Below are 26,690 nucleotides of genomic sequence, written 5' to 3' on the forward strand. Positions count from 1 at the left end.
GTTGGGGTGCGGATCGTGTCACTGTTGCCGTCGACGACGGAGATCCTCTTCGCGCTCGGCGCGGGGGACGACGTCGTGGGCGTGACGTTCGAGTGCGACTTCCCGGCCGAGGCGCGCTCGCGGCGCATCGTGTCGGCCAGCGCCATGCCGGAGGGACTGTCACCGGCCGAGATCGACCGCGTGGTCGCCGCGAGGATGGCCGACGGACAGGATCTCTATCACCTGGACGAGGGTGCGCTGGCCGGTCTGGACGCCGACCTCGTGCTCACCCAGGACCTCTGCGCGGTGTGCGCCGTCGATGTCGCCGACGTGCACGCCGCGCTGGATCATCTGGCCTGCACCGCGGAGGTGCTCACCATCGACCCGGGCGACCTGACGCAGGTGCTGGACTCCATTCGCACCATCGGTGCGGCCACGGGCACGATGCCGCGCGCCGGCGAGCTCGTCGACGCGCTGACGGCCCGGCCGGCGGCGGTGCGCGCCGCGACGAACGGCCGGCCGGAGGTGCCGGCACTGGTGCTGGAATGGACCGATCCGCCGTTCGCTCCCGGGCACTGGGTTCCGGACATGGTCACCGCTGCCGGCGGACGGAACGTGCTGGGGCGCGCCGGCGAGAAGTCGTACCGGGTCGGCTGGCCCGATGTCGCCGCAGCCGGCGCCGACGTGATCGTGTGCGCGCCGTGCGGATTCGGGCTGGACGAGTCGGCCCGGCTGGCCGACGACCTGGTGCGGCGCGGCGGCATGGTGCCATCGGGCACGCCGGTCTGGGCGGTGGACGCGAACGCGTCGTTCGCCCGGCCCGGCCCTCGGCTCGTCGACGGGGTCGAGGCGCTGGCCGCGATCCTGCACCCGGACGCCCTCGGAACACCGGACCCGGCCCTGGCCCGCCGGGTCGCCTGAACCCGGACCAGGCGGTCAGGCCGCGCGGTCGGCCAGGATCTCCAGCGCCCGGTCCGCGTGCCGCTCCATGTCGAGCTCGCTGCGGATGACGCCGATGACCCGGGAGTCGGTGCCGATGACGAACGTGTGCCGTTTGACCGCGACGGGCACGAGCCGGCGCCGGACGCCGAACTGCTCCGCGACTGTGCGATCGGTGTCGCTGAGCAGCGGGAAACCGAAGCCGTGGAGTCCGTCGAACTGCTGCTGCTTCTCGACGGCGTCGGCACTGATGCCGACCGGCTGCGCGCCGGCCTCGGCGAACTGCGCGGACAGGTCCCGGAAGTGACACGCCTCGGCGGTGCAGCCCTTCGTCATGGCGCCTGGGTAGAAGAACAGGACCACCGGACCTTTGGCGAGCAGGTCGCTCAACCGGCAGGGCGTGCCGTCCTGGTCGGGGAGTTCGAAGTCGTCGACGAGATCACCAGCATCCATCGCCTCATTCTGCACGTCCGAATCTCACGGCACGCTTCCGCGTGGCACGACCCACCGGGCGTCTTGCCTCGTCACGTTCCGAATCGTGTCGAAGTCCGCGTCATAGTGCAGCAACGTCGCGCCGTGGCGCTCAGCTATCGCAGCCACGAGAAGATCGGGCATTCCGACGTCGCGCCACCTGGATACCTTCGCGAGCGCAGCGTGCACCTCGAAGACCCGTTGCCAGTCTTCGTCGCTCGTCGGCAGGTACTCGTACGCCGCTCGACGATCGTTTCGCTGTCTCTCGTAATCGCGCGGATCGCGTGGGCTGAAGAGCGCCTCGAAGTCCAGCGGAGCACAGGTCGCCACCAAGCCTGCGCTGATCAACGGAACCACCTGGTCCGCGACGGCTTCGTGTCGCATCCGGGCCGCTGCGCTGGTGTCGATCACGTAGCGAGCAACTACCGCCACAGCTTCAGTCGATCCTCCTTGGCCGCCAGCCCCTCGAGCGAGCCCGCGGTCAACCGTGTGATCTCACGACGGCGGGCAGCTTGCGCACTGGCTTCGCGTAGCGCCTTGGCCACGGTGTCCTTGATGGTTGTGGTGGCCAGCGCCTCCTTGGCCGCTTCCAAGTCGGTGTCATCAATCTCGACCAGCCGCTTGGTCATGGGCTCACCTCGCTCGCGTTCATATATCCGCTTGAACTCAATCAGTATATACGGCACGGGTCATGTCACCAGCTCCGAACGGTGTTCGCTCGGCCGGACGCCGTAGACCCGTTTGAACGCGACGCTGAGCGCGTAGGCGTTGGCGTACCCAACGCGCCGCGCGATCGACTCCACGGTCGCATCGGTGTCGCGCAGCAGGTCCGCGGCCGCGCACAGCCGCCACTCGGTGAGGTAGGCCATGGGTGTCTGCCCGACCAGTTCGGCGAACCGGCGGGCGAACGCGGCCCGGGAGGCGCCCGCCTTGGCGGCCAGGGTGGCCACCGTCCACGGGTGCGCGGGGTCGTCGTGGATCAGTTTCAGCGCGGTGCCCACGACGACGTCACCGTGCGCCCGGTACCAGGCCGGGGCGCAGGAGTCGGGCCGGTCCAGCCAGGCGCGCAACGTGCAGATGAGCAGCAGGTCGAGCAGCCGGTCCAGCATCACCTGCTGCCCGGGGACGTCGTTGCCGAGCTCGGCGACGATCATGTCCATGGCGGGACACGGCCCGGCCGGCACCACGACCACCGGCGGCAGCGCGCTCAGCACCCGGTCGGAGATGTTGCCGCGCACCTGGTAGGTGCTCTTGAGCAGGTTCGCCGACGCCTCCCAGTCCGGTCCGAGGCGGCACATGTTTAGGTCGTCGGCGAGCGGCCGCCCGTCCGGCGAGGTGCACACGTCGCTTCCGTGGATGACGATGCCCGGCTCGGTCCCGGGCTGGTCGCTGACGGTGTACGGCGTGGCGCCGACGACGAGGACGACGTCGCGGGGGCCGATGGGCACGGGGGCGGCACCGTCCAGCGTGATCCACGCCGAGCCACTGAGCATGGTCAGCAGGGTCAGTGGTGAGCGCTCCTCGAACCGCAGCGACCATGGCGGCGTGAGCGTGGACGTCTCGAACAGGGCGCCGTGCGGGCGCACCTGGGCGAGCAGGTTCGACAGGGCGTCCTCCATGCCCCGATCCTAGACGCTCAGACATCCAAACGAGATTCTGAGCCATTCTCCGTCTCGGCCATGGCCGGTTGACTCGATCCCATGACCGAACAGCAGCTCGTCGTCCTCGGCGGCACCGGCAAGACCGGCCGCCGGGTGGCCTCCCGTCTCCGCGAGCTCGGCCTCGATCCTCGGGTGGCCTCCCGCTCCGGATCGACCCGCTTCGACTGGACCGACGAAACCACCTGGGAACCGGCCCTGAAGGGTGCCGACGCCCTGTACATCGTCCTCGACGACGAGCGACCCGACCTGACCGAACCACTCGTCCAACGCGCGGTCGCCGCCGGGGTGCGGCGGCTGGTGCTGCTCTCCGCCCGGGCCTGGGCCGACCTGGGTGACGACACCATGCTCGCCGGCGAGCGGGCGGTTCGCTCAGCCGGCGTGAACTGGACGATCCTGCGGCCGACCTGGTTCGCGCAGAACTTCGCCGAGACCCCGTTCATCAGCGACGCTGTCCGGGCCGGTGAGCTGGTGTTGCCGGTCGGTGACGGCCGGGAACCGTTCGTCGACCTGGACGACCTCGCCGAGGTGGCCGCCGCCGCGCTGCTGGACGACCGGCACGCCGGGCAGACCTACGAGCTGTCTGGCCCGCGCGCGCTGACCTGGGCGGAAGCGGTCACCGAGGTGGCACGAGCCAGCGGCCGCACGCTGCGCTACGTCGCCGTCGACCCGCAGCAGTACGCGGTCCACCTGACCGGTCGCGGCTACCCCGCCGAGGTCGTCGCCGTCCTCGACCCGCTCTACGCGCACATCCGGGACGGCCTGAGCGCGCACCTGTCCGACGGCGTCCAGCAGGCCCTCGGCCGGGGGCCGCGCGACTTCGCGACGTATGTCCGGGACGCCGCGGCGGCCGGCGCCTGGCGTGACTGAGCCGCCCCGGGCCGGTCGCCGCGAGTGGCTGGGCCTCGTCGTCCTCCTGCTGCCGACGGCGCTGATGACCGCCGACCTCGGCATGCTGTGGCTGGCCACTCCGTACTTCACCGCCGACCTGCAACCGTCGAGCAGTCAGCTGCTGTGGATCACCGACATCTACGGCTTCCTGACCGCCGGCTTCCTGGTGATCATGGGTACGCTCGGCGACCGGGTGGGCCGGCGCCGGCTGCTCGTGATCGGTTCGGCGGGCTTCGCCGTCGCGTCACTGCTGGCGGCGTACGCGTCCCGCGACACCCTCGGCGGAGCGATGGACGCCGCCGAGCGCCTGCCGGAACCGGTCGGCAGTGCTCAGCTCGCCGCCGGGCGCGAGGCGTTCACCACGGGTTCCACGCGGCCGCATGGGTCAGCACCGGCCTGGGGCTCGCCGTCGCCGTCCTCGTCGTGACCCTGTTGCGGCAGCTCCCGCCGGCCGGACGCCGGACACCGTCCCACGGAGGCCGGGAGACGCAGACGGTCCCGTGACCGTTCGCCCGAGACGGTCGGGAGAGGTCACCAGCGGTCGTGGACCAGCGGGCGGATGCGTTCGTCGTAAATGCGGGTGAGTGCGGCCGAAGTCGCGATGTCGAGCGGGGCGAGTCCGGCGGCGCCGGCGTTGGCCGCGGCCTGCTCCGGCGACCGGGCACCGGGGATCACGACGGACACACCCAGCTGATCGAGGACCCAGCGCAGCGCGAACTGGGCGGTGGTCGCGCCAGGCGGGGTCAGCTCGGCGATCTCCCGGGCCGCCTCGACACCCACGTCGAACGGCACGCCGGCGAACGTCTCACCCACGTCGAAGGCCTCGCCGGCGCGGTTGAACGTGCGGTGATCGTCCGGGCCGAACGTGGTGGACACGTCGTACCGGCCGGACAGCAGCCCGCTGGCCAGCGGGACCCGGGCGATGATGCCGACGCCGGCGGCCGCGGCCGAGGGCAGCACCTCGTCCAGCGGCTTGCGGCGCAGGCAGTTGAGGATGATCTGGATGGTGGCGACACCGGGCCGGCGCAGGGCCGCCAACGCCTCGGCGCAGGTCTCGACGCTGACGCCGTAGGCACGGATGCGCTGCTCCTCCACCAGCGTGTCGAGTGCGTCGAACACCGCGTCACGCGAGTACACCTCGGGCGGCGGACAGTGCAGCTGGACGAGGTCGAGGGTGTCGACGCCGAGGTTCTCGCGGCTGCGGTCGTTCCATGCCCGGAAGGCGTCCAGGGTGTAGACGTCGGCGACGTGTGGGTCGGCGCGGCGCCCCATCTTCGTGGCCACCGTGAGGCCGGCGTCCGGCCGATGGCGCAGCAGCTCACCGACGAACCGCTCGCTGCGGCCGTCACCGTAGACGTCGGCGGTGTCGATGAACGTGACACCGGCGTCGACGGCGCCGTCCAACGCGGCGAGCGCCGCGTCGTCGTCGACGGCGCCCCAGTCCGCGCCGATCTGCCAGGCACCGAAACCGATCGCGCCGACCTGCCTGCCGGTCCGTCCGAGCTGTCGCATCTCCACGGGGCAGGACCCTAGGTCATCACGGTCGCTCTTGCCGCCGCACCCGGGCAGGAGCAGAATCCGAATAGTCGGATCAGGTCTTCTGATGGGGGGAAGATCATGCTCACGAACGCTCCCGTCACCACGATCCTCCCGGTGGGCGACATGGCTCGCGCCACATCGTTCTACCGCGATCGTCTCGGGCTGGAGGATCTCGGCGATTCGCCGAGCGGCAACCACGTCCTGCGCACCACCGCCGGCGCCACCATCGAGCTGATGGCAGCCGAACCCGGTGCCCAGAGCGCGCACACGGCCGCCACGTTCGGCGTCGGCGACGTCGCCGCCGAAGTGGCAGAGCTGGAGTCCCGCGGGGTGACCTTCGAGGACTACGACCTACCGGAGCTGAAGACCGTCGGCCACATCGCGTCGGTGGGCGATGATCGAGCAGCCTGGTTCACCGACTCGGAGGGCAACATCCTCTGCCTGCACCAGCTGGAGCGGTGAGGCCGCCACGGCATACTCGGGCGAATGGAGATCCGAGACGCCGTGCCGGGTGACTGGCCGGCCATCTGGCCGTTCCTGCGACAGATCCTCGCCGATGGCGACACGTACACGCTCCCCCGTCACCCGACGGAGGAGTGGGCGCGGTCGGTGTGGATGCAGGAGCCGCCGGGACGGACCGTCGTCGCGGTCGAGGACGACGGGACGGTGCTGGGCTCGGCGAAGTTCGGCCCGAACCACCTCGGCCCGGCGAGCCACGTCTCCACGGCCAGTTTCATGGTGGCGCCGGAGCACGCCGGGCAAGGCGTCGGCCGGGCCCTCGGCGAGCACGCTGTCGAGCAGGCGCGCGCCGAGGGCTACCGGGCGATGCAGTTCAACGCTGTGGTCGAGACGAACACCCGGGCGGTCGCGTTGTGGCAGTCGCTCGGGTTCGAGGTCATGACCACCTTGCCGGAGGCGTTCCGGCATCCGGTGCACGGCTACGTCGGGCTGCACATCATGTACCGCCGCCTGTAGCGCGTGCTCGTCGAGTGCCGGAGGTGCTACCAGTAGTGACGGCGGCCGGCGAGCGGACGGCCGACGGCGCCCAGGACGTAGAGCACGGCTCCCACGACCAGCAGGATGATCCCGATCGTCGTCAGAATGCCGATCTCGGCGAAAAGTCCGATGAGCAGCAGTACGACACCGAGGATGATCATTGGGGCTCCATTTCTCCGACGAATGGGACTTTTGTTGCTTTCGTCCCGTACCCCGGACAACGCCCTGTAATCGGTCTCAGCGGCTAGCGCTCTCGACCTCTAAGCCACGACGGCGCAGGTCGCTCAGCCAGGCCTGCACCCGGGCCGCGTCGGGCTCGGCCGGCAGGAACGTCGTCGCGGCGGCCTCCTCAAGCCGCTGCTGCAGCTCCAGGCGCCACGACTCCACCTGGTCCCACGGCAGATGCCCGGCCCGGACCTCGGTCAGCCGGTCGTGGTGCTCAGCGAGCGCCGCGGCGGCGTCGCCGGTGTGCAGCAACGCGATCCCGGCCAGCAACTGCCGCAGCAGATCGCCGGCGAGCACCCAGCGGTGATCATGCTGGTGGTGTTCGCCGGCGCCCGCCGGGCCGGCCTGCTCCAGCTCCTTGAACTGCTCCAGGACAGAGGTCGCGTACCGTGGCGCGATCGCCTGCGACAGGAACGCGATACGGAGCTCCCGCAGATCGCGGCCCGCGTCGCCGACCCACACCGTCCGGGTCGACCAGAGCAGTTCGTGACAGGCCGGGTCGCCCTCCAGCGCAAGCCGGCAGAACGCCTCGACCTCCCAGGACGACCACCCCTCGCCGGGCCCGGTCACCTGCTCCGGCGGCGGGGTCAGCGCCCACAGGGTGGCCGTGGGCGCCTGGAAGACACCACGAACGGCGGCCGGGCCGCCACCGAACGGGTGCCCGACCTCAGCCGCCAGGATGGTGTGCTCGGTGACCAGTGCTTCCGGCGACGGCTCCGGCGCCACGGCGGGCGGCGGGAGCGGGCCGTCGCCCACGGTCATCAGCTGCTCGCCGGCCACGTCGACCAGCCGCCCGTCGACCAGCGCGACGGTGTACCGGCTACCGGTGTCGCGGACGATGCGCCCGGCGAGGCCGCGGCCGATGCCGGCGCCCGCCGCGTCGGCCAGCTCGCCGGTGACCACCACATGAGTGCCGAGCGGGACCCGGGGCGGAGCGTTCATCGCAGCGTCCACCCCGGCTCGGTATGGAGCGGCGGCATCGTCCTGCACAGTCCAGACATGGGCACCATTGTCTCGTGCCGTCGGCGCCGCCGCCCGGCGATCCACGCAGTTTCACCCGAATGGAGCAGAGTGACCACACCGGTAGGTTGAGCCACATGAGCCAGGACCAGTGGAGCGCCGTCGACCGCTACCTCATCGACCACCTCCTGCCGCCGGACCCCGTGCTCGACACAACGCTGCAGGCCAGCGAGGCTGCTGGGCTGCCGACTATCAACGTCGCACCCAACCAGGGGAAGATGCTGCATCTGCTGGCGCGCATCGCTGGTGCGCGGCGCATCCTCGAGGTCGGAACCCTCGGTGGTTACAGCACCACCTGGCTGGCCCGGGCGCTGCCCGACGACGGCCGGTTGATCACTCTCGAGGCCGACCCCGACCACGCCGCCGTGGCCACCGACAACCTCGCCCGGGCCGGGTTCGCCGACCTGGTCGAGGTGCGTGTGGGCCAGGCGCTCGACACGCTGGCGCAGCTGGAGGCGGAGGGGGCCGCGCCGTTCGACCTCGTCTTCATCGATGCCGACAAGCCCAACAACCTCCAGTACTTCAGCTGGGCGCTGCGACTGTCGCGGCGCGGCAGCGTGATCATCGTCGACAACGTCGTCCGGCGCGGCGGCGTCATCGACGCCACCACCGGTGACCCAGCCGTCGACGGCACCCGGCGGCTGTTCGAGCACCTGTCCACCGAGCCACGGGTGTCCGCGACGGCGGTGCAGACGGTCGGCGGCAAGGGCCACGACGGGTTCCTGCTCGCGCTGGTCACCGCGGACGTCTGACGCCGCGCCGGCGTGACCTGGCAAACGCCTCACGACCTCGGCACGAAGCACTGGTGAACCTCTGATACGTCCCTTTCGTGGCCCCTGCCCGATTCCTACGGTGATCACATCCAGCGGGGCAGGAGACACGGAGGCCGGCATGCGCACCGAGCACGACGACGCCGCGAGGGGCGACGACACCACCGATGACGACGCGGCGGTCACCCGCCGGAGGCTGCTGGCCACGACCCTCGGCGGAGCGGCGGCGGCAGGGCTCGGCCTGCCGGTCGTGCGGGCGCTCCCGGCAGCTGCCTCGACCGGCAGCGCCCCCACCGGTACGGCGCCCGCCGCCCGAACCATGCGGCCGGTCAGCATGGCGATGCACATCCACGGTTCGTTCAGCGAGGGCACGGCCAGTTACGAAACCCACCTGCACCAGGCGCGCCTTAACGACGTCGACGTCATCTGGTGGACCGACCACGACTTCCGGGTCGCGGCGCACGACCACCGGCGCGAGGTCCGGTTCGACGGGCTGAGCGAAGTCGCCAACACCATGGAATGGACGTGGACTGAGTCCCGCCAGGGCGCCGTGACCAGCGGTGGCGCCGAGTTCGTCGACGATCCGCATTCGCCGGACGAGCCGGGCCGCGCCATGCGGATGACCGCGGCCGGCACCGGCTGGGGCATCCTCTGGTACTCGGCCGCGTCGTGGAACCAGACCTTCAGCGGGTCACTCGCCGATCTCACGATCGACCTCGACGTGCTCGCCGAACGGCTCGGACCGGGCCGCGAGCTCCTCATCGAGATGAACACCTCGTACCACCCGGCCCGCGGCGACCGGCCGGCCGGACGCTACCTGCTCCAATACCGCATCGGCGGCAGCACCACCGGCGCTGTGGTGCGCCGTGCCGACGGGCTGCGCGGGTACGTCGAGATCCCGGTCGCGGCGGACACCTGGCAGCGCGTGACGTTCCGGCCGGTCGACGACCTGCGGGCGATCTGGCCCGACCTCGTGGCCACGGACAACTCCATGCACACGCTGCGCCTCGGCGTCCGGGTCGACGGCACGGCCGAGACTCGTGTCGTCGTCGACCGGCTGCGCATCGACTACGGCCGCCGGGACGCCGACGGCGGCATCGGACTGCGGCGCGAGGTGCTGGCCGAGTACGAGGCGGAGTACCCCGACGTCGCGCACCACGAGTCGTTCGAGGTGTCGCTGGTCCGGCACCTGAACTGGATCGGCGGTGACCTGGTGATGCCGGAGATGCCGAGCCCGCCGCGGCGGGACAACGATCCCGACCTCACCGCCGAGATGGTCGAGTTCATGCACGCGCACGGCGCGTTGGTGCAGTGGAACCACCCGCTCGACGTCGAGACCCCCGAGTCCCTGGTCCAGCTGATGATCGAGCGGAACTGCCTGGGCGCGGACATCATGGAGATCGGGCGCAGCCCGTTCGAGGATCTGCGCCGGGTGTTCGACGCCGCGGCACGCAACGCTCTGTTCATCACCGGGGTCGGAGTCAGCGACGACCACAACGGCCAGGACTGGGCCGGCCTCTCCAACAACAACATCACCTACGTGTGGGCCCGATCGACCGGCAAGGACGATCTGGTCGACGCGCTGGGGGCGGGCCGGGCCTGGTGGGCCGACCCGGCGCGCTGGCGTGGCGCGATGGACGTCGAGGTGGCCGGCCGCCGGGCGCTGGGCTCAGCAATGGTGACGCCGGCCGCCCGGCTTCGCGTCCGGCTCACCGCGACCGACCTGCCCACCGGCGGTGCCCTGCACATCGTCCAGAGCCCGGTGGACTACCCCGGTGTCGCCGATCCGACGCCGAGGACCAGCAGCATCGTCATACCCGCCGCGGACCTGCGCGGGGGCGGGCACGACCACGTCTTCGTGCCCGGCGACGGCGCCTACCTGCGGTTGCAGGCACGCGACGCCGAAGACCGCGTCATCGGCGAGAGCAACCCGTTCTGGGTGCTCCGTGCCGAACCACCGCACGGCATCCCCCCGGCCCGCCGTTTCCGCGCCTGAGAGGCCGCCCCACATGGACCAGAAGCTGGCCCGACGCCGGTTCCTGAAGATCGGCGGCGCCACCGCAGCCGCCCTGGCCGGTTCCGTAACGACCGCGGGTATCGCTTGGTCGTCGCCGACCGCGCCCCCGACCAGGCTGACCGACGGCGTCTTCACGCTCGGCGTCGCTTCTGGCGACCCGCTGCACGACCGGGTGGTCATCTGGACCCGGCTGGCCGGCAACCCGCTCGCGCTGGACGGGTCCGGGGGCATGCCGTCGCGACCGGTCGCGGTGTCCTGGGAGGTCGCACACGACGAGCGGTTCACGCGGCTGGTCCGGCGTGGCATGACGATGGCACGGCGCGAGGACGCGCACACCGTGCACGTGGACGTCGGCGGGCTGGAGCCGGCTCGCTGGTACTACTACCGGTTCCGGGCCGAGGGCCAGCTCAGCCCCGTCGGCCGCACCCGTACCGCCCCGGCGCCGGGCGACCTGCCGTCGTCGTGGACGTTCTCGATCGCGAGCTGCCAGAACTACACCGCCGGTTACTACACGGCCTACCAGGACATGCTGGCCGGGAACCCGGACCTCGTGGTGCATCTGGGCGACTACATCTACGAGGGCGGCGCGCAGGGCGCCTACTGGGAGCACATGCCGTTCCGCACCGCGCAGCGGCCGGCCGGCCCCACGATGACGCTGTACCGGCGGTTGCACTGGGGCCGCCTGGCCACCATCAACATGCTGGACACCCGGCAGTACCGCAGCGACCACGTGCCGGACATCGAGGCCGACGGACCAGCCGCGTGGGATCCCGACCGCACGATGCTCGGCACCGAACAGATGCGCTGGCTGGTCGACGACCTGAACACCAGCACGAGCACCTGGAACGTCCTGGCGCAGCAGGTGCCGTTCTTCGAGGACCCCGATGTCGGCGCCGAGAACGACAAGTGGGACGGCTACCGGGTGTCGCGCCAGCAGCTGCTCGAGGTCATGGCGTCCGGGCGGCCGCGCAACCCGCTGGTGCTGTCCGGCGACATCCACGCCAACCGGGCCGCGGACCTCAAGCTCGACTTCGACGACCCGGAGTCGGTGACCGTCGGCGTCGAGTTCACCGGTACGTCGATCACCAGCGGCGGCCAGGCCGCGGCGACCGTCCGACACGACCCGGATCCGGACAACCCGCATTTCCGGATGGCCGGCACCGGCCGCGGCCACGTCGCGATCACGGTCACCCCGCAGCTCGCCCGGGCGGACTATCGCATCGTGGACACCGTCCGGCAGCCGACGTCGGCAGCCCGCACGGTGACGTCGTACGTGGTGGAGGAGGGCCGGGCGGGGCTGGCGCCGGCCTGAGGTCAGACGGACCGGAGGAACCGCTCGCCCACCTCGCGCAGGTGGGCGACGAGCTCCGGTGGCGACACCACCTCGAAGTCCGCCCCGATGCTGGCCAGCACCAGCACGGGCCACTCGAACGAATCGACGTTCATGGTGAGCCGGGCCGCGTCCGCACCGGCCGGCGCCACCTCACCCCAGTTCCACACGGCTTGCCGCACGACGTCGGCGGGCGCGGCGACGTCGGCCACCACGCGGTAGCGGGTCGGAATGGCAGATATCCGCTGCCGCACATAGTCCGCGGCGTCGTCGGCCGGTAGGTCACGTGGGCGGAACCTGGCCCCGGTCACCGCCGGTTCGGACAGGCGGTCCACGCGGAAGATGCGCCAGTCGTGCCGCTCGACGTCCCACGCGACCAGGTACCAACGCCGGCCGCGGGACACCAGGCGGTGCGGCTCGACCAGGCGCGCGGTGTCGTCGCCGTCGCGGGACCGGTAACGGAACCGCAGCCGCTCGTCGTCCCGGCAGGCCTGCGCGATCACCGTCAGCGCCGCCGCATCGACGCGCGGACCGCCGCTCATCAGCGCCGGGACGGTATAGGTGTGCAGCGCGTCGACCCGCCGGCGCAACCGCGGCGGCAACACCTGCACCACCTTCGTCAGCGCCCGCACCGAGGTCTCCTCGATGCCGGCGACGGCACCCCCGGCGGCCGTACGCAGGCTCACCGCGATGGCCACGGCCTCCTCGTCGTCAAGCAACAGCGGCGGCAGCGCGGCGCCGGCCCGCAGTTGGTATCCGCCGGCCACCCCACGCGCGGCGTCGACCGGGTAGCCGAGCTCGCGCAGCCGGTCGACGTCACGGCGTAGCGTCCGCGGACTGACGCTCAGCCGGTCCGCCAGTTCATCCCCTGGCCAGTACCGATGCGTCTGCAGCAGGGACAGCAGCCGGAGCATCCGCGCGCTCGTGTTCGCCATGTCGTCCAGCTTCCGGGCAATTGAGGTCAAGAAGTGGCCGGAATGAACTCTAGCGTGGGTTCCATGGACACCACGATGATCCAGACAACCCAGCTGACCAGGAACTTCACGGTCAAGAAGGAGACGGTGCGGGCCGTACGCGGCCTCGATCTCGAGGTCGCCGAAGGGGAGCTGGTCGCCCTCCTGGGCCCCAACGGCGCGGGCAAGTCGACCACCCTGCGCATGCTCACCACCTTGATCCCGCCGACCTCGGGCACCGCACGCGTCGCCGGCTACGACGTCGTTCGCGAGCAGCGGGCGGTGCGCGGGGTCATCGGCTACATCGGCCAGGGCAACGGTGCGGCACACAGCCAGCGCGGCCGGGACGAACTGGTCAGCCAGGGTCGCGCCTACGGCATGAGCGTCCGCGACGCCAAGACACGCGCGGCCGAGCTGATCGGCTCACTGGACCTCGACGCCGTAGCGGGCCGGCCGGTGTCGTCACTGTCCGGCGGGCAGCGCCGCCGCCTCGACATCGCGATGGGTCTCATCCACGCGCCGCGGCTGCTGTTCCTGGACGAGCCATCCACCGGGCTGGACCCGCAGAACCGGGCCAACCTGCAGGAACACATCCTGAAGCTGCGAGCAGAGCACGGCACCACCATCGTGCTCACCACGCACTACCTGGACGAGGCCGATGCGATGGCCGAACGGGTCATCGTCATCGACCACGGCCGCGTCATCGCCGACGACACTCCGGCCCGGCTCAAGGCCGACCACGCCGGCGACCGGATCGCGGTGGGCTTCAGGACGGTCGCGGACGCCGGGCGGGCGGCGGACCGGCTGGAGCGTGTGCCCGGGGCGAAGGTGACCCGCGCCGGCCACACGGTGCAAGTCCGCGTGGCCGGCGGGCCGAAGCTGGTGCCCGGACTGCTGCGCGACCTGGACGCCGCGGGCATCGCCGTCGAGTCCACCGAGGTCGACCGGCCCATGCTGGACGACGTCTTCCTCAACCTCACCGGCCGCAGTCTCCGCGAAGGCGGCACATCGGCCGGAGAGCCCGAATCCACCGCTCCCGCCGCAGCCGAGGAGGTCGCAGCATGACCAGCACCACGACTCTCGTGTCCGACACCGTCACCGTCTTCAGCCGCGAGCTGCGGCCGGTACTGCGCGACCCGTTCTCGGTCGTGTTCAGCATGATCCAGCCGCTGGTGTTCCTCGGGCTGTTCGCTCCGCTGTTGCCCGAGGTCGAGGGAGGATCTGCGCTGCAGTGGTTCGTGCCCGGCATCGTCGTGATGTCGTGCCTGTTCAGCACGTCGTTCACCGGGTCGAACCTGCTGTTCGAGATCCAGACCGGGGCACACGAGCGGATGCTCGTCACACCGCTGCGCCGGCCTGCGCTGATCGTCGGGCGGGCGCTCAAGGAGATCGTGCCGATGATGGCGCAGACGGCGATCATCATCGCGGTCTGCGTCCCGTTCGGCTTCGAGCTGCACCTGGGCGGCACCGTGCTCGGTATGGCGCTGCTGGCGGTGATGGCGATCGGGCTCGGCGCGTTGTCGTACACACTGGCGCTGGCGTCGAAGAACGCCGAGTGGATGTTCTGGACGGTGCAGCAGACGGTGCTGTTTCCGCTGTTGCTGCTGGCCGGCATCCTGCTCCCGGTAGACAACGGGCCTGGCTGGTTGCGGGCGCTGTCCGATGCCAATCCCCTGACCTATGTTGTCGACGCCCAGCGCGCGCTGTTCAACGGTGAGTTCCCGGCTGACACCATTGCCGCGGCCGCTGTCGCGGCGGCCGCCGTGGCCGCCCTCGGCCTGGCCGTCGGCACCCGGGCGATGCGCCGCTCGTCCTGACGCCGCACTTCTGGAGAGTTGTGCCTCCGCCCTGGCCGAGGGGATCACCGGTGCCGAGTTGGCGCCGTTCGCCATCTCGATCGCCGGCCTGCTCCCGAGCTCCATCACCGAGCATGCCGACCAGGTGGACCGCGAACGCTCCGAAACGGACATCTCGCCCGTGTCCATCATCGCCGCCGGGCTGGCGCACGTCGTCGAGGCGGCGGAGCGGCGCGGCCTGGACACCAGCGTGCAGCGCGCCGCCCACGCCCAGATGCAGCGGTCGATCGACGCCGGCCACGGCGACCTCGACGCCTCGATCGTCACCGCCGCGCTGCTCGCCGACGCGGCGCCCGCCGCGACGTAGGAATTCCGCACGCCGCCTCGCGGCGCCATACTGAGCAGCATGATCAGGTCGGCGATCGTCCTCGCCGTGCTGCTGGCCGGCTGTTCCGGGTCCGGGGACAGCCCGGTGGCCGATGCCACCGGGCCGTCCGGGCCGCGGGAGCCGGCCGTCACCGAGCCGGAACTGCGCGACGAGCTGCTGGCCATGAAGGAGCAGGACCAGGCCGAGCGCACCGGCGAGGTCGACGGTGAGTGGAACGACCAGGAACGCACCGACCGGCTGCGCGAGATCATCGACGAGCACGGCTGGCCGGGCTGGGACGTCGTAGGTGCGGACGGCGCCAGCGCGGCCTGGGTGATCGCCCAGCACTCCGACCTTGACCCGCCGTTCCAGCAGGACGCGCTCGAGCTGATGCGCGAGGCCGCGTCGGACGGGGCGGCCGACCCGATCGAGCTGGCCTACCTGGAGGACCGGGTCGGGATGAACACCGTCGGTGAGCAGGTGTACGGCACTCAGGTCGGTTGTGTGGACGGCGAAGCGCGGCCGGCGCCGCTCAGCGACCCGGACGGGGTCGAGGAGCGGCGCGCCGAGGTCGGGCTGGAGCCGCTGGCCGAGTATCTGGCCGAGCTGGCCGACGGCTGCGCCGCCGAGGCAGCTGCCAGCACTACCCCATGATCATGTTCCCTCCCGGTCGCATATGGCCCGCGAGGGAACATGATCATGGGGACGGCGTGAAGGACAGCCAGCCGCGTGGTTCCAGATCGTCCAGCGCGTTGGACTGGATGCCGTCCTGCCACACGGTGTACAGCTCGTCGCCGACGACGAGCGTGCGGCGCAACTGGGCGTAACCATCAGGCGCCGGTTCGGCCCGGGTCACCGTGCCCTGCTCGGCGACGGTGTCGTCGCCCACCTGGACGACCAGGGCGCTGGACCCGGTCATCCCGTCTATCGGGACCACCGCCTGGCCGGTGTCGGGCCAGTGCAGGAACGCCTGCGGGTCGTGCTCGGTCTGTGCCCAGGTGTCCGGGACGACGTGGCCGTCGAGCTTCGCCGGCGCCGCCGGGTCGCCAACGTCGAACAGCGAGACCTGGGTTCCGACGGTCTGGCCCTGGGCCGTGGCCTCCTGCCCGACACCGAGCAGCCGGTCCTCACCCACGGCGTGCAGATACGCGGAGTATCCGGTGATCTTGAGCTCTCCGGTGACCGCCGGCGCGGCCGGGTCGGCCAGGTCGAGCACGTAGAGCGGGTCGACCTGGCGGAACGTGACCACGTAGCCGGTCGCACCGAAGTACCGAACGGCATAGATCTGCTCGCCCTTGCCGAGACCGCCGACCCGGCCGAGCTCGACCAGTTCGGTGTCGCGCTGCTCCAGCGTGACCAGCTGGCTCTCGCTGGTGTCGGACCCGCCGGACCAGGAGTCCAGCGTGGTGGCGACCCGCAGCACGCCCTCGAACTCCGACATGGCGTAGCGCCCGATGATGCGCCCGTCGACCTCGCCGGAGGCCAGGTAGCCGGCCGGCGCGTCGCCGGCGATGTCGAAGGCGTGGATGCCCGTGGTCACGAGCGGCGGGCCGGCGTCGGGCACGTCGCTCGCGGTGCCGGCCGGATCCAGCGGGATCGGGTCGACCGGGATCGGGTCACCCCACCGGGTGGTCGCGACGTAGAGCCGGTCCGGGCTGGCGTAGACGGTGTCGCCGTCGGTGAGCACACCCACGGTGCCGTCCGCCGTCAACCCGTCGGCCGGGTCGAAGGTGAGGACGCTGAGAGTGGAGAACCCGGCGAACTCGTCCGGCCGGCTCAGCCGCTCGCAGTCGACCAGCTGCCCGCTCGCCGCGTCGTCGCCGCCCCTGGTGAACTCGTACGACGGCAGCCAGTCCTCGATGGTGGACTCGGCGACGACGGCCCGGTTGCGCTCGGTGAGCTCGTCCTGGGGCAGGTCCCAGTCGCCCTCGTCCATCGGGAACGCCAGCGACGGTGCCGAGCTGACCACCAGCCGCACGGTGTCGTCGACCATCCGGGCGTCCAGGTGGCTGCCGTCGACTCGCAACGTCGACATGATGGTCGGGACGGCCGGGTCGGAGATGTCGACCAGCAGCACCGCGGTGCGGTACGGCCCCATGGGTCCGTACGGCAGGCTGGACGTGGCCGGACCGTCGAACGCGATCCACGGGTACTCCCGGACGAACACGACCACCCGGTCGCCGTCCAGCAGCAGCGTGGCATCGAGGTGCCCGTACTCCGGCGCGTCCGGGTTCAGCATGAGCCCGAGCCGGCCGACCTCGCGCGGCACGTCACCGGTGACGTCGACGATGCGCAGGTCGCCACCGCTGGTGGTGACAAGCAGCCGTCCGTCGGTCTTGGCCACGTCCGGTTCGTCGACGCCGGCTTCCTGCACGTTCGTGGTGGAGTGATCCGGAGCCGACTGCGGCCCGCCGGACGCGTCGCCGGCGGCTACCTCCGATTCGAGGGCATCGGCCCGGCCGGCATAGGCGATCCCCACGCTGTCGAGGCCCCACGGCCCGACCCGGTCGTGGGCTTCGCTCTTCAGGTGATCGAGGACATCGGCGCAGGCGTCGAAGGACGTCAGGCCCATGACGGCGACCGGTCCCGCGTCGTCGTCGGAATCGACAGAACAGCCGGCGATCATGCCCAAGGTGACAAGGCCGGCAAACCACCGCCTCATGTTCGTTTCGACGCCGCTCGACGTGGACCGGTTCCCCGCTAACCCACATGCCGGTCGACGAACGCGTTGCCGAACGTGCCCTGCGGGTCGTACCGGTCGCGCAGCCGGCGGAAGTCCGTCAGCCGCGAGAACAGCTCGGGCAGCCGCTCGGGGTCGACGGTGAAGAGCTTGCCCCAGTGCGGCCGGGCGCCGAACGGCGCCAGTTCGCGCTCCATCAGCGGCAGGACCGGCAGGACCGCGGCCGAGTCGCGCACCCAGGTGAAGTGGAAGCCGACGACGTCCTGGCCGTAGGCGGGGCTGAGCCAGAGGTCGTCGGCGGCGACCGTCCGGATCTCGCAGATCTGTAGCACCGGCGCGATCCGGTCCGCGACGCCGCCCAGTGCCCGCAGCGCGTCGGCCGCGACCGCCCGCGGGACCAGGTACTCCGACTGCAGCTCCTCGCCGCTGCTCGGCGTGAAATCGAGGCGGAAATGCGGCAGCCGGTCGTACCACGGTCCGGCCACGCCCAGCTGCGCCGTGCAGTTGACCGCGGGCATGCCGGGCACCGGGTGCCGCGGCCCGTCGGCCAGCCGGGCGTCCATCCAGGTCGGGTCGGGAGCCCAACCGTCGGGCTCGCTGACCCGCCGCTTCACCCAGGAACGGACGGTGGGCGCGGACCAGTCGGTGAAGACGCTGACGCTGTAGGCGGTGGCGAAGATCTCGTCGAACCGCTTCTCCAGCGTCTCGCGGGACAGGCCCTCGTACACCTCCTGGCGCACGTCGAACGCCGGCACCACATCCAGCGTCATCCCGGCGACGATACCCAGGGCGCCCAGCCCGACGACGGCGCCGGCGAAGTCGTCGTCGCCGCGGCGCAGCGTGACCAGGTCGCCGTCGGCGGTCACCAGCTGCAGGGCGGCGACCGCAGCGGCCAGGTTCCCGAGCTCGTCACCGGAGCCGTGGGTCGCGGTGGCGACGGCACCGGCGACGGAGATGTGCGGAAGCGAACCGAGGTTGTGCAGCGCCCAGCCCTGCTCGTGCAACGGGCGGCACAGGTCGCCGTACCGCATGCCGGCGGCCACGGTGACCCTGGCGGCGGCGTCGTCGACCTCGACGGTGTGCGGCAGCCCCGCGAGCGAGACGAGGTCACCGTCCGTGTCGGCCACCTCGCTGAACGAATGCCGGCTGCCCAGCGCCCGGATCCGGCTGCTTCCGGCGACAACCTCGCGCAGCTCGTCGACGCTGGCCGGCGTGTGGACGCGCCGCGCGCCGTAGGTGATGTTGCCGGCCCAGTTCGTCCGCGGTGCGCTCACAGCCAGCAGCGTACGGCGGCCCCGATCCAGGGGTGGAGCGGGCACGGTCCGGCAGCGTCGAGCAAGATGAGCAGATGAGGCCGTGGCTGCAGCAATGGAGTGTCGACCTGGAGACCGAGCGGTCCCCCGACGCCGACGAGGACGTCCACTTCACCCAGAACCTGGCCGAGACGGTCATCGCCGAGTACTCGCTGCCGGGCCAGGTGGTGCTCGACCCGTTCGCCGGGTTCGGCACCACGCTGGTGGTGGCCGAGCGGATGGGCCGGCACGGCCTGGGGATCGAGCTGCTGCCGGACCGGGCGGACCTGGTCCGCCGCCGCCTGGACGGCCGCGGTGACGTCATCACCGGCGACGCGCGGCAGGTGGCGGGGCTGGTCGACCGGCCGGTGGACCTCTGCCTGACGTCGCCGCCCTACATGAGCCGTGCGGACCACCCGGAGAACCCGCTGACCGGATACGAGACCGTCGACGGCGACTACCAGAGCTATCTGGCCGAGCTGGATGACGTGTTCCGCCAGGTGGCCAAGCTGCTCCGGCCACGCGGCCACCTGGTCGTCAACGTCGGCAACATGGTCGACGACGGCGTGGCCACACTGCTGGCCTGGGACCTGGGGCAGCTGATCGCCGAGCACCTCACGTTCCGGCAGGAGACGATCCTGTGCTGGGACCAGCAGCCGGAGTGGCTGACGGGTGACTATTGCCTCATCTACCAGCGCATCGACGACTCTCCCGGCTGATGTTGGTGACCTAGGTTGGTGTCGTAAATCAGCCACACCGGAGGCCCCCTATGTCCGTCACCCAGATCGACATCGACGACGACGTGCTCGCCGAGGCGATGCGGCTGTCCGGCGCGAAGACGAAGAAGGAAACCGTCAACACCGCGCTGCGCGAGTACGCGGCTCGCCACCGCCGTATCGAGGCGCTCGAAACGTACGCCGCACTCGCAGCAGGCTGGGACGAGGAGGGCTGGAGGTCTCGCCGCCAGGCCGACAAAGGCCCCGGCGCGTGATCCGGTACCTCATCGATTCCTCGGCGCTCTGGCGCATCCTGTGCTCCGATGAGCTCCGTTCGTCGTGGCCGAGGTAGTCACGAGCGGCGCAGTCGGCTCGTGCGCGGCACAACGCTCGGAGTTCCGCCGCTCCGCCCGCAACGTCGACGAGTACGACCAGATGTCCGCGATGTTCGACGACCTCTATCCCGAGGTCTCGACGCCCAAGGACGCCTGGCGGTGGATCGAGGCGGCTCAGTACCGAATGCTGCGGAAGGGCGCCCACCAGTCACTGTCGCTCGTCGACCTGTTGAGCTGCGCCACGGCCACCAAACACGGCCTGGTGGTCCTGCACGACGATGGGGATTTCGTCGCCGCGGCCGCGCACCTGCCGGATGTGCGCCAGCGACGCGTTCACGACATCCCGGCCGGTTAGCGCCGAGGTGTTGCGGTCAGGTGCCGTCTCCGACGCCCCGTTCACATCAGACCGGCGCATCCGCCCAGGCGCGCACGACCTCGTCGAGGACGCCCAGCGGCAGCGCGCCACCGCCGAGCACCACGTCGTGGAAGGCCCGGATGTCGAAGCGGGCACCCAGGGTGGCCTCCGCGGCGGCGCGGATGCGCTGGATCTCCAGCCGGCCCACCATGTACGCGAGCGCCTGCCCGGGCGCGGAGATGTAGCGGTCGACCTCGGTCTCGATCTCGACCTGACTGGTGGCGGTGTTGGCGACCATGAAGTCGACTGCCTGCTGCCGGCTCCAGCCCTTCGCGTGCAGCCCGGTGTCGACCACGAGCCGGCAGGCGCGCAGGGAGTCCTCGCTGAGCATGCCGAGGCGGGCGACGTCGTCGGAGTACAGGCCCATCTCGTCGGCCAGTCGCTCGGAGTAGAGGCCCCAGCCTTCGATGTAGGCGGTGGTGCCGGCCAGCCGGCGCAGCAGCGGCAGGTCGGTCAGCTCCTGGGCAATGGTGAGCTGGAAGTGGTGGCCGGGCACGCCCTCGTGGAACGCGACAGCCTCGGCCGCGTAGCGATCGCGCTTGTCGGCCTCGTAGGTGTTCGCGAAGTAGGTGCCCGGACGGCTGCCGTCCAGTGCCGGCTGCATGTAGTAGGCGCCCGGAGCGCCGGGAGCCTCGGCCGCGGGCACCGCCTCCACGACGCAGCTCTGCGCGGGCAACCGGCCGAACCACCGCGGCGCCACCTGCTCGGCACGCTGGATGGCCGAACGGGCGGCCGCCAGCAGTTCGTCGCCGTTCCTCCAGCGCAGGGAGGGATCGGTGCGCAACCGGCCGAAGATCTCCCCGAGGTCGCCGGTGCCGAACGCCCGGGCGCCGGCCTGCGCGTACTCGTCGGTCAGGCCGGCGAGCACGTCGAGCCCGGTCTGGTGCAGCTCGTCCGGGGTACGCCGGGTGGTGGTGTAGCCACGGACCAGCCGGGCGTAATAGTCGTCCCCGCCGGGCAGCCAGGACAGACCCGGGCGGTCGTCGGGGCGGCCGTGCGGGACGACGTCGGCGGCCAGTGCGTCGCGGTAGCGGCCCACGGCCGGGTAGACGACGTCGGCGAGCAGCCGCTCGCGCTCGGCCCGGAACGCGGCGACGTCGACACCGCTACCGGGCGCCGGGTCGGGTCGGCGCAGTGGGTCGGCGAGGTACCGGTCGAAGTGGCGGACCATCGCCTCGGCAAGCCGGCGCACGGGCAGCCGGCCGGCGGCGATGCCGGCGCGGTGCCGCTCGGCGATCGCGCTGAACAGCGCCGGCAGGCCGGCCAGCCGAGTCAGGTAGCCGTCGGCGTGCGCCTGCTCGGTGATACCGATCATCGGCAACTCCGAGAGCATGCCGATGGCGGGAGCGAAGAACGAGTCGGTGACCGTGTACTCGACACCGCGGGCGGCCAGCTGGTCCCGCTCGATCTCCAGCTGCTGGAGCACCACGGAGCGGGTGACCTGGTCGGCCGCGTCGAGACCGGCCGGGTCGACCGCTCGCGCCGCGGCGTGGAGTTCGGCGAAGCGGCGGTCGGCCGCGTCCTCACCCTCCTCGCTGTAGTCGGGCAACCGATCCTCGCGGTCGCGGACTCCCAGCAGCGACGCCTCGACGGGAGCGACGTCGAGCATGGCGTCCAGGACGTCGTCGGCAAGCTGAGCGATGGTCATGCGGTCTCCCACGTGAGTCGGCCACGTGCCACGACCGTATCGGTCCCGACCGACATGGCGACCGCTCAGGCACGCCGCCGCGGCCGCGCGGCCACCAGCACTGCGAGTACCGCCGCGAGCACCGCGCTCACCGTCGCCGCCACACCGATGCCGGACACGAACGCGTCCCGCGCCGCCGCCAGCATCGCGGCACCCTCGGCGGCCGGAAGTTCGCCGGCGGCGGCGACCGCCTCGCCCAGGGTCTCGCGCGCACCCTCGGGCACCGGATGGCCGGCCAGTTCACCGCGGTACACCGCGGCGACGATGCTGCCGAGGACAGCGATGCCGAGCGCACCGCCCAGCTGTGGTGCCATGGACGACAACGCAGCCGCCGCGCCGGCCCGGTGTGGTGGTGCCGCGCCGACGACCTGGTCGGTGGCGAGTGCCATCATGGGGCCGAGCCCCGCCGAGACGATCACCGAGCCGGTTACCAGCAGGCCCAGCCCGGAGTCCGCCCTCAGCTGGGTCAACACCGCGAACCCCACCGCCGACACCGCCAAACCGGTCCCGATGACGACCCCGGGCCGGATCCGTCGCACCAGCCGCGGTGCCAACAGCGACCCGGCGATCACCCCGAGCGCCGACGGCGCTGTGTACAGCCCCGCGTCCAGCGGAGACAGGCCGCGGACCAGTTGCAGGTGCTGGGCGATGTAGTAGTTCGCGCCCCAGAGCACGAAGATCCCCACCGCCAGGGTGGCCACGGCGACGGCGAACCCGGGCGCGCGGAACAGGGTCACATCGACGACGGGGTCGGCCAGCGAGCGTTGCCTGCGCAGGAACGCCAGGCCGATCGCCAGCCCGGCCACGACCGCGATCAACGGTGTCACCCCCATGCCGTGGGCGGCGATCTCCTTCAGCCCGTAGACCAGGAGCAGGACGGCCCCCAGCGACAGCACGACGCTGGCGAGGTCGAGCCGTCCGACAGCGGCGGGACGGTACTCCGGCAGCAGGGCCGGACCGAGCACGAGGATGAGCACCATCACCGGCACCCCGAGCAGGAAGACCGAGCCCCACCAGTAGCGCTCGAGCAACGCACCACCGACGAGCGGACCGATGGCGGTGCCGCCGGACACGCTCGCGATGACGATGCCGACGGCGACCGCGCGTTGCCGGGCGTCGCGGAACATCGTCGCCGTCAGCGAGAGCGTCGACGGCATGAGGGTGGCGCCGGCGACGCCGAGCAGCGCCCGGACGGCGATCAGTGCCTCGGCGGTGGGTGCGTAGGCGGCTACCACTGACGCAACGCCGTACGCGGCGGACCCGATCATCAGCAGTCGCCGCCTGCCGATGCGGTCACCGAGGGAACCCATCGCCAGCATCGAGCCGGCCAACAGGAATGCATAGACGTCGACGATCCATAGCAACTGTGCACCGCTAGGGGCGAGATCGGCTCCGATGGCCGGCAGTGCCAGGTGCGTGACGGTCAGCTCGAGGGAGGCGAGCAGCGCTACGACGCAGAGTACGGCTAGGCCGGCCCAGGTTCGGCTGCCGGCGCGTTCGGACACGGGCGAGGTATCAGGCGGGGTCTCGGTCACGGCACCGAGGATGTAATCTCAACCATGCTTGAGGTCAAGTTCCGGTCTGCTTTCGCCGCGACCGGGTATCGCTGGGGACATGACGCATCAGCCAGCATCGGCCGACGGCCTCCCCACCGCTCCCGACGGCGTCGACCCGGCCACCGTCGATGCGGTCGGCAAGCTCACCGAGGCGCTGGAGACGGTGGAGGTTGCCCGCGGGTACCTCTACGCCTTCCACCAGCTGACCGGTTCCGCGGACTTCACGCTCGGTGACGCTGTCGACGCGCTGCGGGCGGCCGGCCACCACGAGTTCGGGGACCGGCTCGAGCGCGAGCTGGTCGGCCGCAACGTCCTACCGGGCCGCTGGACGTTCCAGGTGGTCGAGGAGTACGACGACACCTACTACCAGCCGTTCCGCGACCTCGAACGGGCCGGGCGGGACCTCGTCGGTGGCCGTCGGCACCTGCACGAGGTGGAACTCAAGCGCCGCCGCCGCACGCCGGGCGAGCCTGGACACGAAGCGGTACCGGACGAGCCGGCGGCCGGTTCCGGCCGCCCGGCGACCGACAGGACAGCACCGTCCTGACGTGCAGACGTTCCTGCCCTACCCGGACTTCACGGCCTCTGCCCGGGTCTTGGACCAGCGGCGGCTCGGCCGGCAACGGGTGGAGGCGTTGCAGCTGCTGAGGGCGATCACCTGGCCCGGCTACGGCTGGCGGCACCATCCGGCAGCACACATGTGGGCCGGGTACGAGGAGGCGCTGGCCCGCTACGGCCTGACCGTCTGCGCGCACTGGCGATCGCTCGGCCACCGCGACACCTGCGCCGCGACCATCGCGACCGACCTGGCGGCCGCCACCGGCCTCACGACGGCGCGTACCCAGCCCGAGCTCGCCGCGGCCGGCGAGCTGCCGCCCTGGCTCGGCGGCCGGGAGTTCCACCGGTCCCACCGGTCCGCGCTGCTGCGCAAGGATCCCGGCCACTACGGCCGATGGTTCACCGACGTCCCGCCCGATCTGCCCTACGTCTGGCCAGCCTCCGACCGGCCCCGATAGGGCTTCGTGCTGCTGTGGCGACGACTGGCGCGCCGTGATCACACCGCTGACAGCAGATCGCTCTCGAGAGTGAAGACCCCGGCCCGGCCGGAGCTCGATACTTGAGCGATGACGCGAATCGGCGAGGCCGGCAGGCGGCTGGCGGAGCGCACACGGGAGCTGCCCGCGATCGTCGTCGACGCCGCGATCGTCGCCGCATGCTGGCTCTACGTCCTGGCCGACGCCGGGGTCGCCGACCGCCTCACCTGGTGGGTGCCGGCGGCGGCCGGCCTCAACGTGCTGCCGCTGCTGTGGCGGCGGCGGTATCCGTTCGCGGTCGCCGCCATCACCGGGACCACGACCACCTGGTTGGCGATGACGGACGTGCTCAGCGATGTGCCGGCCGCTCAGCTGGTGGCCACATACACGTTCGCCGCCTTGTCGCCGCCGATGAAGCGGCTGATCGCGGCGGCCGCGACCATCGCGGGCATCACGGTGTCGATCCTGGTGCCGCGGGACGAGGCGCTCAATCTCGGCGTCGTGGGCATCCTGTTCGCCGTCGCGTACGCGCTCGGCACCTCCGCGCGGGCCCGCCGCAACCGGATCGAACTGCTGGAGGAGCGCGAGCTGCGGCTCACCCGCGAACAGGAGACCGCGGCGGTGCGGGAGCGCCAGCGCATCGCCCGCGAGATGCACGATATCCTGGCCCACGCGATGAGCCTGGTCGCCGTCCAGGCGGAGGCCGGACCGGTGGTGGTGCGCAGCGACCCCGACAAGGCCGCCGCCATGTTCGACACCATCGCCGCCACCTCCCGCGATGCACTGTCCCAGTTGCGCCGCACACTGGGGGTGCTGCGAGCCGACGAGGCGGAGCGGGAGCCACCGCCGGGTATCGACGCCGTGCCCGGGTTGATCGAGAGGGTCCGGTCCGCCGGCCTGGCGGCCGGCTTCACCCAGGACGGGCGGCCGCGGCCGTTGCCGCCGGACCTCGCCGCCACCGTCTACCGCATCGTCCAGGAGTCGCTCACCAACGCCGTCAAGCACGCCGCGGCCGACCGCGTCGACGTCCGGTTCACGTGGTCGGCCGGCGCGCTGCGACTGGAGGTCACCGACGACGGACGGGGCCCCGGACAGGCCTCGTCGCCCGGGCCGAACCGCGGCGGACACGGTCTGACCGGGATGCGCGAACGGGTGGCCGCGGCCGGTGGCAGTCTCGACGTCGGGCCCGGCCCGGACGGTACGGGCTTTCGCGTGATGGCCACCGTGCCCTTAGATTGACCCGTGCCCGAACCCATCCGCGTGCTGATCGCCGACGACCAAGCCCTGGTGCGCGACGGTTTCTCGATGATCCTCGGCGCGCAACCGGACCTCGTCGTCGTCGGTGAGGCCGCGGACGGCGCCCAGGCGATCCGGATGGCCGCCGAGCTGCGCCCGGACGTCGTCCTCATGGATGTGCGGATGCCCGACGTCGACGGTATCGAGGCCACCACGGCGATCTGCCGCGACACCGCCGCCAAGGTGCTGGTCCTCACCACGTTCGACATCGACGAGTACGTCTACGACGCGTTGCGGGCCGGTGCCAGCGGGTTCCTGCTCAAGGACATGCGCCGCGACGAGCTCGTCGACGCGGTCCGCGTGGTGGCGGGCGGCGACGCCCTGTTGGCCCCGTCGGTCACCCGCCGGCTGATCGCGGACGTCGTCGGCCGGTCCCGGACGGCGACCGGCTCCGGCACAGCGCCCCGCCGGGACGACCGCCGGCTCGACGCACTCACCGCTCGTGAGACGGAGACGCTGCGCCAGGTCGCACGCGGGCTGTCCAATGCCGAGATCGCCGCCGAGCTGTTCGTCACCGAACACACCGTGAAGACGCACGTCAGCAGCGTGCTCAGCAAGCTGCAGCTGCGCGACCGAGTGCAGGCCGTGGTGCTGGCCTACGAGTCCGGGCTGGTCCAGCCGGGCGAGCCGCACACCTGAGCGGCTGGGCGCCCTCACTCCTGAGAACGAGAGCACCACCCGCGGGAGTGGTCTTGTAGTCCGCTCTTCGCGGCGATCCGCCGGAGGGG

The 26,690-nt window shown here is 71.4% G+C and carries 30 protein-coding genes and 1 pseudogene; 19 read left to right on the forward strand and 12 right to left on the reverse strand.

The annotated features are described in order from the left end of the window. Positions 1-6: 6 nt before the first annotated feature. The gene (locus JIAGA_RS0125875; protein ID WP_026877902.1) at positions 7-900 is read left to right on the forward strand and encodes an ABC transporter substrate-binding protein; all 894 of its coding nucleotides are present in this window, start codon (positions 7-9) and stop codon (positions 898-900) included. 15 nt (positions 901-915) lie between these two features. Here JIAGA_RS0125875 and JIAGA_RS0125880 read toward each other — a convergent pair whose 3' ends face one another. Genes JIAGA_RS0125880 through JIAGA_RS0125895 form a run of 4 tightly spaced genes read right to left on the reverse strand, consistent with a single transcriptional unit; the run spans position 916 to position 3,008 of the window. Then, positions 916-1,371 carry a peroxiredoxin gene (locus JIAGA_RS0125880; protein WP_026877903.1) on the reverse strand — a complete coding sequence of 152 codons (456 nt, stop codon included), beginning with the start codon at positions 1,369-1,371 and terminating at the stop codon, positions 916-918. A gap of 24 nt (positions 1,372-1,395) precedes the next feature. Continuing rightward, positions 1,396-1,800 carry a PIN domain nuclease gene (locus JIAGA_RS0125885; RefSeq protein WP_211239854.1) on the reverse strand — a complete coding sequence of 135 codons (405 nt, stop codon included), beginning with the start codon at positions 1,798-1,800 and terminating at the stop codon, positions 1,396-1,398. An 11-nt stretch (positions 1,801-1,811) separates the two neighbouring features. Further along, positions 1,812-2,018, reverse strand: coding sequence for a hypothetical protein (locus tag JIAGA_RS0125890; RefSeq protein WP_026877905.1), 207 nt, complete (start codon positions 2,016-2,018; stop codon positions 1,812-1,814). 60 nt (positions 2,019-2,078) lie between these two features. Continuing rightward, positions 2,079-3,008: an AraC family transcriptional regulator gene (locus tag JIAGA_RS0125895; protein WP_026877906.1), complete on the reverse strand. Its 930-nt coding sequence runs from the start codon at positions 3,006-3,008 to the stop codon at positions 2,079-2,081. A gap of 81 nt (positions 3,009-3,089) precedes the next feature. Here JIAGA_RS0125895 and JIAGA_RS0125900 point away from each other — a divergent pair, with 81 nt between their 5' ends. Beyond that, positions 3,090-3,917, forward strand: coding sequence for an NAD(P)H-binding protein (locus tag JIAGA_RS0125900; protein WP_026877907.1), 828 nt, complete (start codon positions 3,090-3,092; stop codon positions 3,915-3,917). Further along, positions 3,877-4,218: pseudogene (locus tag JIAGA_RS0125905) on the forward strand (MFS transporter); the annotation flags it as partial. The gene JIAGA_RS0125900 and the pseudogene JIAGA_RS0125905, both read left to right, overlap by 41 nt. Before the next feature lie 251 nt (positions 4,219-4,469). Here the strand turns inward: JIAGA_RS0125905 and JIAGA_RS0125910 are convergent. Then, on the reverse strand, positions 4,470-5,456 hold the full coding sequence (locus JIAGA_RS0125910) for an aldo/keto reductase (protein ID WP_026877909.1): 987 nt from the start codon (positions 5,454-5,456) through the stop codon (positions 4,470-4,472). A gap of 99 nt (positions 5,457-5,555) precedes the next feature. Here JIAGA_RS0125910 and JIAGA_RS0125915 point away from each other — a divergent pair, with 99 nt between their 5' ends. After that, the gene (locus tag JIAGA_RS0125915; RefSeq protein WP_026877910.1) at positions 5,556-5,939 is read left to right on the forward strand and encodes a VOC family protein; all 384 of its coding nucleotides are present in this window, start codon (positions 5,556-5,558) and stop codon (positions 5,937-5,939) included. A gap of 24 nt (positions 5,940-5,963) precedes the next feature. Beyond that, entirely contained in the window at positions 5,964-6,452 is a 489-nt protein-coding gene (locus JIAGA_RS0125920) for a GNAT family N-acetyltransferase (protein WP_051426521.1), read from the forward strand. Positions 6,453-6,478: 26 nt separating this feature from the next. Here JIAGA_RS0125920 and JIAGA_RS35110 read toward each other — a convergent pair whose 3' ends face one another. Both JIAGA_RS35110 and JIAGA_RS0125930 read right to left on the reverse strand, forming a co-directional pair. Continuing rightward, a complete protein-coding gene (locus tag JIAGA_RS35110) occupies positions 6,479-6,634 on the reverse strand; it encodes a DUF6131 family protein (RefSeq protein WP_169738939.1) in 156 nt (51 codons plus the stop codon). Positions 6,635-6,710: 76 nt separating this feature from the next. Further along, positions 6,711-7,640, reverse strand: coding sequence for a DNA polymerase beta superfamily protein (locus JIAGA_RS0125930; RefSeq protein ID WP_035815356.1), 930 nt, complete (start codon positions 7,638-7,640; stop codon positions 6,711-6,713). Between the two features lie 155 nt (positions 7,641-7,795). Between JIAGA_RS0125930 and JIAGA_RS0125935 the strand changes: the two genes are divergently transcribed. From JIAGA_RS0125935 to JIAGA_RS32460, 3 genes are all read left to right on the forward strand, one after another. Then, complete coding sequence (locus JIAGA_RS0125935) at positions 7,796-8,470, forward strand: O-methyltransferase (protein WP_026877913.1); 675 nt, start codon at positions 7,796-7,798, stop codon at positions 8,468-8,470. Between the two features lie 139 nt (positions 8,471-8,609). Beyond that, entirely contained in the window at positions 8,610-10,484 is a 1,875-nt protein-coding gene (locus tag JIAGA_RS0125940; RefSeq protein ID WP_157553528.1) for a CehA/McbA family metallohydrolase domain-containing protein, read from the forward strand. A gap of 13 nt (positions 10,485-10,497) precedes the next feature. Further along, positions 10,498-11,817, forward strand: a complete 1,320-nt coding sequence (locus JIAGA_RS32460; RefSeq protein ID WP_035812990.1) for an alkaline phosphatase D family protein — start codon at positions 10,498-10,500, stop codon at positions 11,815-11,817. A 2-nt stretch (positions 11,818-11,819) separates the two neighbouring features. On the opposite strand, the gene JIAGA_RS0125950 is transcribed toward JIAGA_RS32460, so the two are convergent. Then, the gene (locus JIAGA_RS0125950; RefSeq protein ID WP_026877915.1) at positions 11,820-12,770 is read right to left on the reverse strand and encodes a helix-turn-helix transcriptional regulator; all 951 of its coding nucleotides are present in this window, start codon (positions 12,768-12,770) and stop codon (positions 11,820-11,822) included. A gap of 75 nt (positions 12,771-12,845) precedes the next feature. Here JIAGA_RS0125950 and JIAGA_RS32465 point away from each other — a divergent pair, with 75 nt between their 5' ends. From JIAGA_RS32465 to JIAGA_RS32470, 4 genes are read left to right on the forward strand one after another with little or no spacing between them, the layout of a single operon-like run. Next, positions 12,846-13,853: an ATP-binding cassette domain-containing protein gene (locus JIAGA_RS32465; RefSeq protein WP_035815360.1), complete on the forward strand. Its 1,008-nt coding sequence runs from the start codon at positions 12,846-12,848 to the stop codon at positions 13,851-13,853. After that, a complete protein-coding gene (locus JIAGA_RS0125960) occupies positions 13,850-14,605 on the forward strand; it encodes an ABC transporter permease (RefSeq protein WP_026877916.1) in 756 nt (251 codons plus the stop codon). The genes JIAGA_RS32465 and JIAGA_RS0125960 overlap by 4 nt, the downstream gene beginning before the upstream one ends. Beyond that, positions 14,502-14,951: an imine reductase family protein gene (locus JIAGA_RS36300; protein ID WP_342673675.1), complete on the forward strand. Its 450-nt coding sequence runs from the start codon at positions 14,502-14,504 to the stop codon at positions 14,949-14,951. Before JIAGA_RS0125960 ends, JIAGA_RS36300 begins: the two co-directional genes overlap by 104 nt. Positions 14,952-14,990: 39 nt before the next feature. Next, positions 14,991-15,605 (forward strand): DUF6624 domain-containing protein, encoded by a 615-nt coding sequence (locus JIAGA_RS32470; RefSeq protein WP_051426522.1) that lies wholly within the window; start codon positions 14,991-14,993, stop codon positions 15,603-15,605. A gap of 43 nt (positions 15,606-15,648) precedes the next feature. Here the strand turns inward: JIAGA_RS32470 and JIAGA_RS32475 are convergent, their stop codons facing one another. Both JIAGA_RS32475 and JIAGA_RS0125980 read right to left on the reverse strand, forming a co-directional pair. After that, positions 15,649-17,577: a beta-propeller domain-containing protein gene (locus JIAGA_RS32475; protein WP_051426523.1), complete on the reverse strand. Its 1,929-nt coding sequence runs from the start codon at positions 17,575-17,577 to the stop codon at positions 15,649-15,651. Positions 17,578-17,651: 74 nt separating this feature from the next. Then, positions 17,652-18,905 (reverse strand): D-arabinono-1,4-lactone oxidase, encoded by a 1,254-nt coding sequence (locus JIAGA_RS0125980; protein ID WP_026877918.1) that lies wholly within the window; start codon positions 18,903-18,905, stop codon positions 17,652-17,654. A gap of 74 nt (positions 18,906-18,979) precedes the next feature. Between JIAGA_RS0125980 and JIAGA_RS32480 the strand changes: the two genes are divergently transcribed. The 3 genes from JIAGA_RS32480 (at position 18,980) to JIAGA_RS32485 (ending at position 20,329) form a co-directional block, all read left to right on the forward strand. After that, positions 18,980-19,642: a DNA methyltransferase gene (locus tag JIAGA_RS32480; RefSeq protein ID WP_051426524.1), complete on the forward strand. Its 663-nt coding sequence runs from the start codon at positions 18,980-18,982 to the stop codon at positions 19,640-19,642. A 50-nt stretch (positions 19,643-19,692) separates the two neighbouring features. Continuing rightward, positions 19,693-19,914 (forward strand): type II toxin-antitoxin system VapB family antitoxin, encoded by a 222-nt coding sequence (locus tag JIAGA_RS0125990; RefSeq protein WP_026877919.1) that lies wholly within the window; start codon positions 19,693-19,695, stop codon positions 19,912-19,914. 64 nt (positions 19,915-19,978) lie between these two features. Continuing rightward, on the forward strand, positions 19,979-20,329 hold the full coding sequence (locus tag JIAGA_RS32485) for a PIN domain-containing protein (protein ID WP_211239856.1): 351 nt from the start codon (positions 19,979-19,981) through the stop codon (positions 20,327-20,329). 46 nt (positions 20,330-20,375) lie between these two features. Here the strand turns inward: JIAGA_RS32485 and JIAGA_RS0126000 are convergent, their stop codons facing one another. Both JIAGA_RS0126000 and JIAGA_RS0126005 read right to left on the reverse strand, forming a co-directional pair. Continuing rightward, positions 20,376-22,037: a DUF885 domain-containing protein gene (locus JIAGA_RS0126000; RefSeq protein WP_026877920.1), complete on the reverse strand. Its 1,662-nt coding sequence runs from the start codon at positions 22,035-22,037 to the stop codon at positions 20,376-20,378. Positions 22,038-22,102: 65 nt separating this feature from the next. Then, on the reverse strand, positions 22,103-23,611 hold the full coding sequence (locus JIAGA_RS0126005) for an MFS transporter (RefSeq protein WP_211239857.1): 1,509 nt from the start codon (positions 23,609-23,611) through the stop codon (positions 22,103-22,105). 79 nt (positions 23,612-23,690) lie between these two features. On the opposite strand from JIAGA_RS0126005, the gene JIAGA_RS32490 reads away from it, so the two are divergent. The 4 genes from JIAGA_RS32490 to JIAGA_RS0126025 all read left to right on the forward strand — a co-directional run bounded on the left by JIAGA_RS32490 (position 23,691) and on the right by JIAGA_RS0126025 (position 26,601). Then, the gene (locus JIAGA_RS32490; RefSeq protein WP_051426525.1) at positions 23,691-24,179 is read left to right on the forward strand and encodes a hypothetical protein; all 489 of its coding nucleotides are present in this window, start codon (positions 23,691-23,693) and stop codon (positions 24,177-24,179) included. Between the two features lies 1 nt (position 24,180). Next, positions 24,181-24,648, forward strand: coding sequence for an MSMEG_6728 family protein (locus tag JIAGA_RS0126015; RefSeq protein ID WP_026877922.1), 468 nt, complete (start codon positions 24,181-24,183; stop codon positions 24,646-24,648). Between the two features lie 108 nt (positions 24,649-24,756). Further along, positions 24,757-25,905 (forward strand): sensor histidine kinase, encoded by a 1,149-nt coding sequence (locus JIAGA_RS32495; RefSeq protein ID WP_051426526.1) that lies wholly within the window; start codon positions 24,757-24,759, stop codon positions 25,903-25,905. Positions 25,906-25,908: 3 nt separating this feature from the next. Beyond that, positions 25,909-26,601: a response regulator gene (locus JIAGA_RS0126025; protein WP_157553530.1), complete on the forward strand. Its 693-nt coding sequence runs from the start codon at positions 25,909-25,911 to the stop codon at positions 26,599-26,601. The last annotated feature ends 89 nt before the right edge of the window (positions 26,602-26,690 follow it).

Source organism: Jiangella gansuensis DSM 44835, assembly GCF_000515395.1.
Classification (GTDB): domain Bacteria; phylum Actinomycetota; class Actinomycetes; order Jiangellales; family Jiangellaceae; genus Jiangella; species Jiangella gansuensis.

Bases quoted from the DNA above. Each gene is read 5' to 3' on its own strand.
- JIAGA_RS0125930 (WP_035815356.1), bottom strand. From the start codon at position 7,640: ATGAACGCTCCGCCCCGGGTCCCGCTCGGCACTCATGTGGTGGTCACC.
- JIAGA_RS32480 (WP_051426524.1), top strand. From the start codon at position 18,980: ATGAGGCCGTGGCTGCAGCAATGGAGTGTCGACCTGGAGACCGAGCGG.
- JIAGA_RS32465 (WP_035815360.1), top strand. From the start codon at position 12,846: ATGATCCAGACAACCCAGCTGACCAGGAACTTCACGGTCAAGAAGGAG.
- JIAGA_RS0126000 (WP_026877920.1), bottom strand. From the start codon at position 22,037: ATGACCATCGCTCAGCTTGCCGACGACGTCCTGGACGCCATGCTCGAC.
- JIAGA_RS32460 (WP_035812990.1), top strand. From the start codon at position 10,498: ATGGACCAGAAGCTGGCCCGACGCCGGTTCCTGAAGATCGGCGGCGCC.
- JIAGA_RS35110 (WP_169738939.1), bottom strand. From the start codon at position 6,634: ATGATCATCCTCGGTGTCGTACTGCTGCTCATCGGACTTTTCGCCGAG.
- JIAGA_RS0125950 (WP_026877915.1), bottom strand. From the start codon at position 12,770: ATGGCGAACACGAGCGCGCGGATGCTCCGGCTGCTGTCCCTGCTGCAG.
- JIAGA_RS32475 (WP_051426523.1), bottom strand. From the start codon at position 17,577: ATGATCGCCGGCTGTTCTGTCGATTCCGACGACGACGCGGGACCGGTC.
- JIAGA_RS0125940 (WP_157553528.1), top strand. From the start codon at position 8,610: ATGCGCACCGAGCACGACGACGCCGCGAGGGGCGACGACACCACCGAT.
- JIAGA_RS0125880 (WP_026877903.1), bottom strand. From the start codon at position 1,371: ATGGATGCTGGTGATCTCGTCGACGACTTCGAACTCCCCGACCAGGAC.
- JIAGA_RS0125915 (WP_026877910.1), top strand. From the start codon at position 5,556: ATGCTCACGAACGCTCCCGTCACCACGATCCTCCCGGTGGGCGACATG.
- JIAGA_RS0125990 (WP_026877919.1), top strand. From the start codon at position 19,693: ATGTCCGTCACCCAGATCGACATCGACGACGACGTGCTCGCCGAGGCG.
- JIAGA_RS32470 (WP_051426522.1), top strand. From the start codon at position 14,991: ATGATCAGGTCGGCGATCGTCCTCGCCGTGCTGCTGGCCGGCTGTTCC.
- JIAGA_RS0125960 (WP_026877916.1), top strand. From the start codon at position 13,850: ATGACCAGCACCACGACTCTCGTGTCCGACACCGTCACCGTCTTCAGC.
- JIAGA_RS32490 (WP_051426525.1), top strand. From the start codon at position 23,691: ATGACGCATCAGCCAGCATCGGCCGACGGCCTCCCCACCGCTCCCGAC.
- JIAGA_RS0125900 (WP_026877907.1), top strand. From the start codon at position 3,090: ATGACCGAACAGCAGCTCGTCGTCCTCGGCGGCACCGGCAAGACCGGC.
- JIAGA_RS0125890 (WP_026877905.1), bottom strand. From the start codon at position 2,018: ATGACCAAGCGGCTGGTCGAGATTGATGACACCGACTTGGAAGCGGCC.
- JIAGA_RS0125935 (WP_026877913.1), top strand. From the start codon at position 7,796: ATGAGCCAGGACCAGTGGAGCGCCGTCGACCGCTACCTCATCGACCAC.
- JIAGA_RS0125895 (WP_026877906.1), bottom strand. From the start codon at position 3,008: ATGGAGGACGCCCTGTCGAACCTGCTCGCCCAGGTGCGCCCGCACGGC.
- JIAGA_RS32495 (WP_051426526.1), top strand. From the start codon at position 24,757: ATGACGCGAATCGGCGAGGCCGGCAGGCGGCTGGCGGAGCGCACACGG.
- JIAGA_RS0125920 (WP_051426521.1), top strand. From the start codon at position 5,964: ATGGAGATCCGAGACGCCGTGCCGGGTGACTGGCCGGCCATCTGGCCG.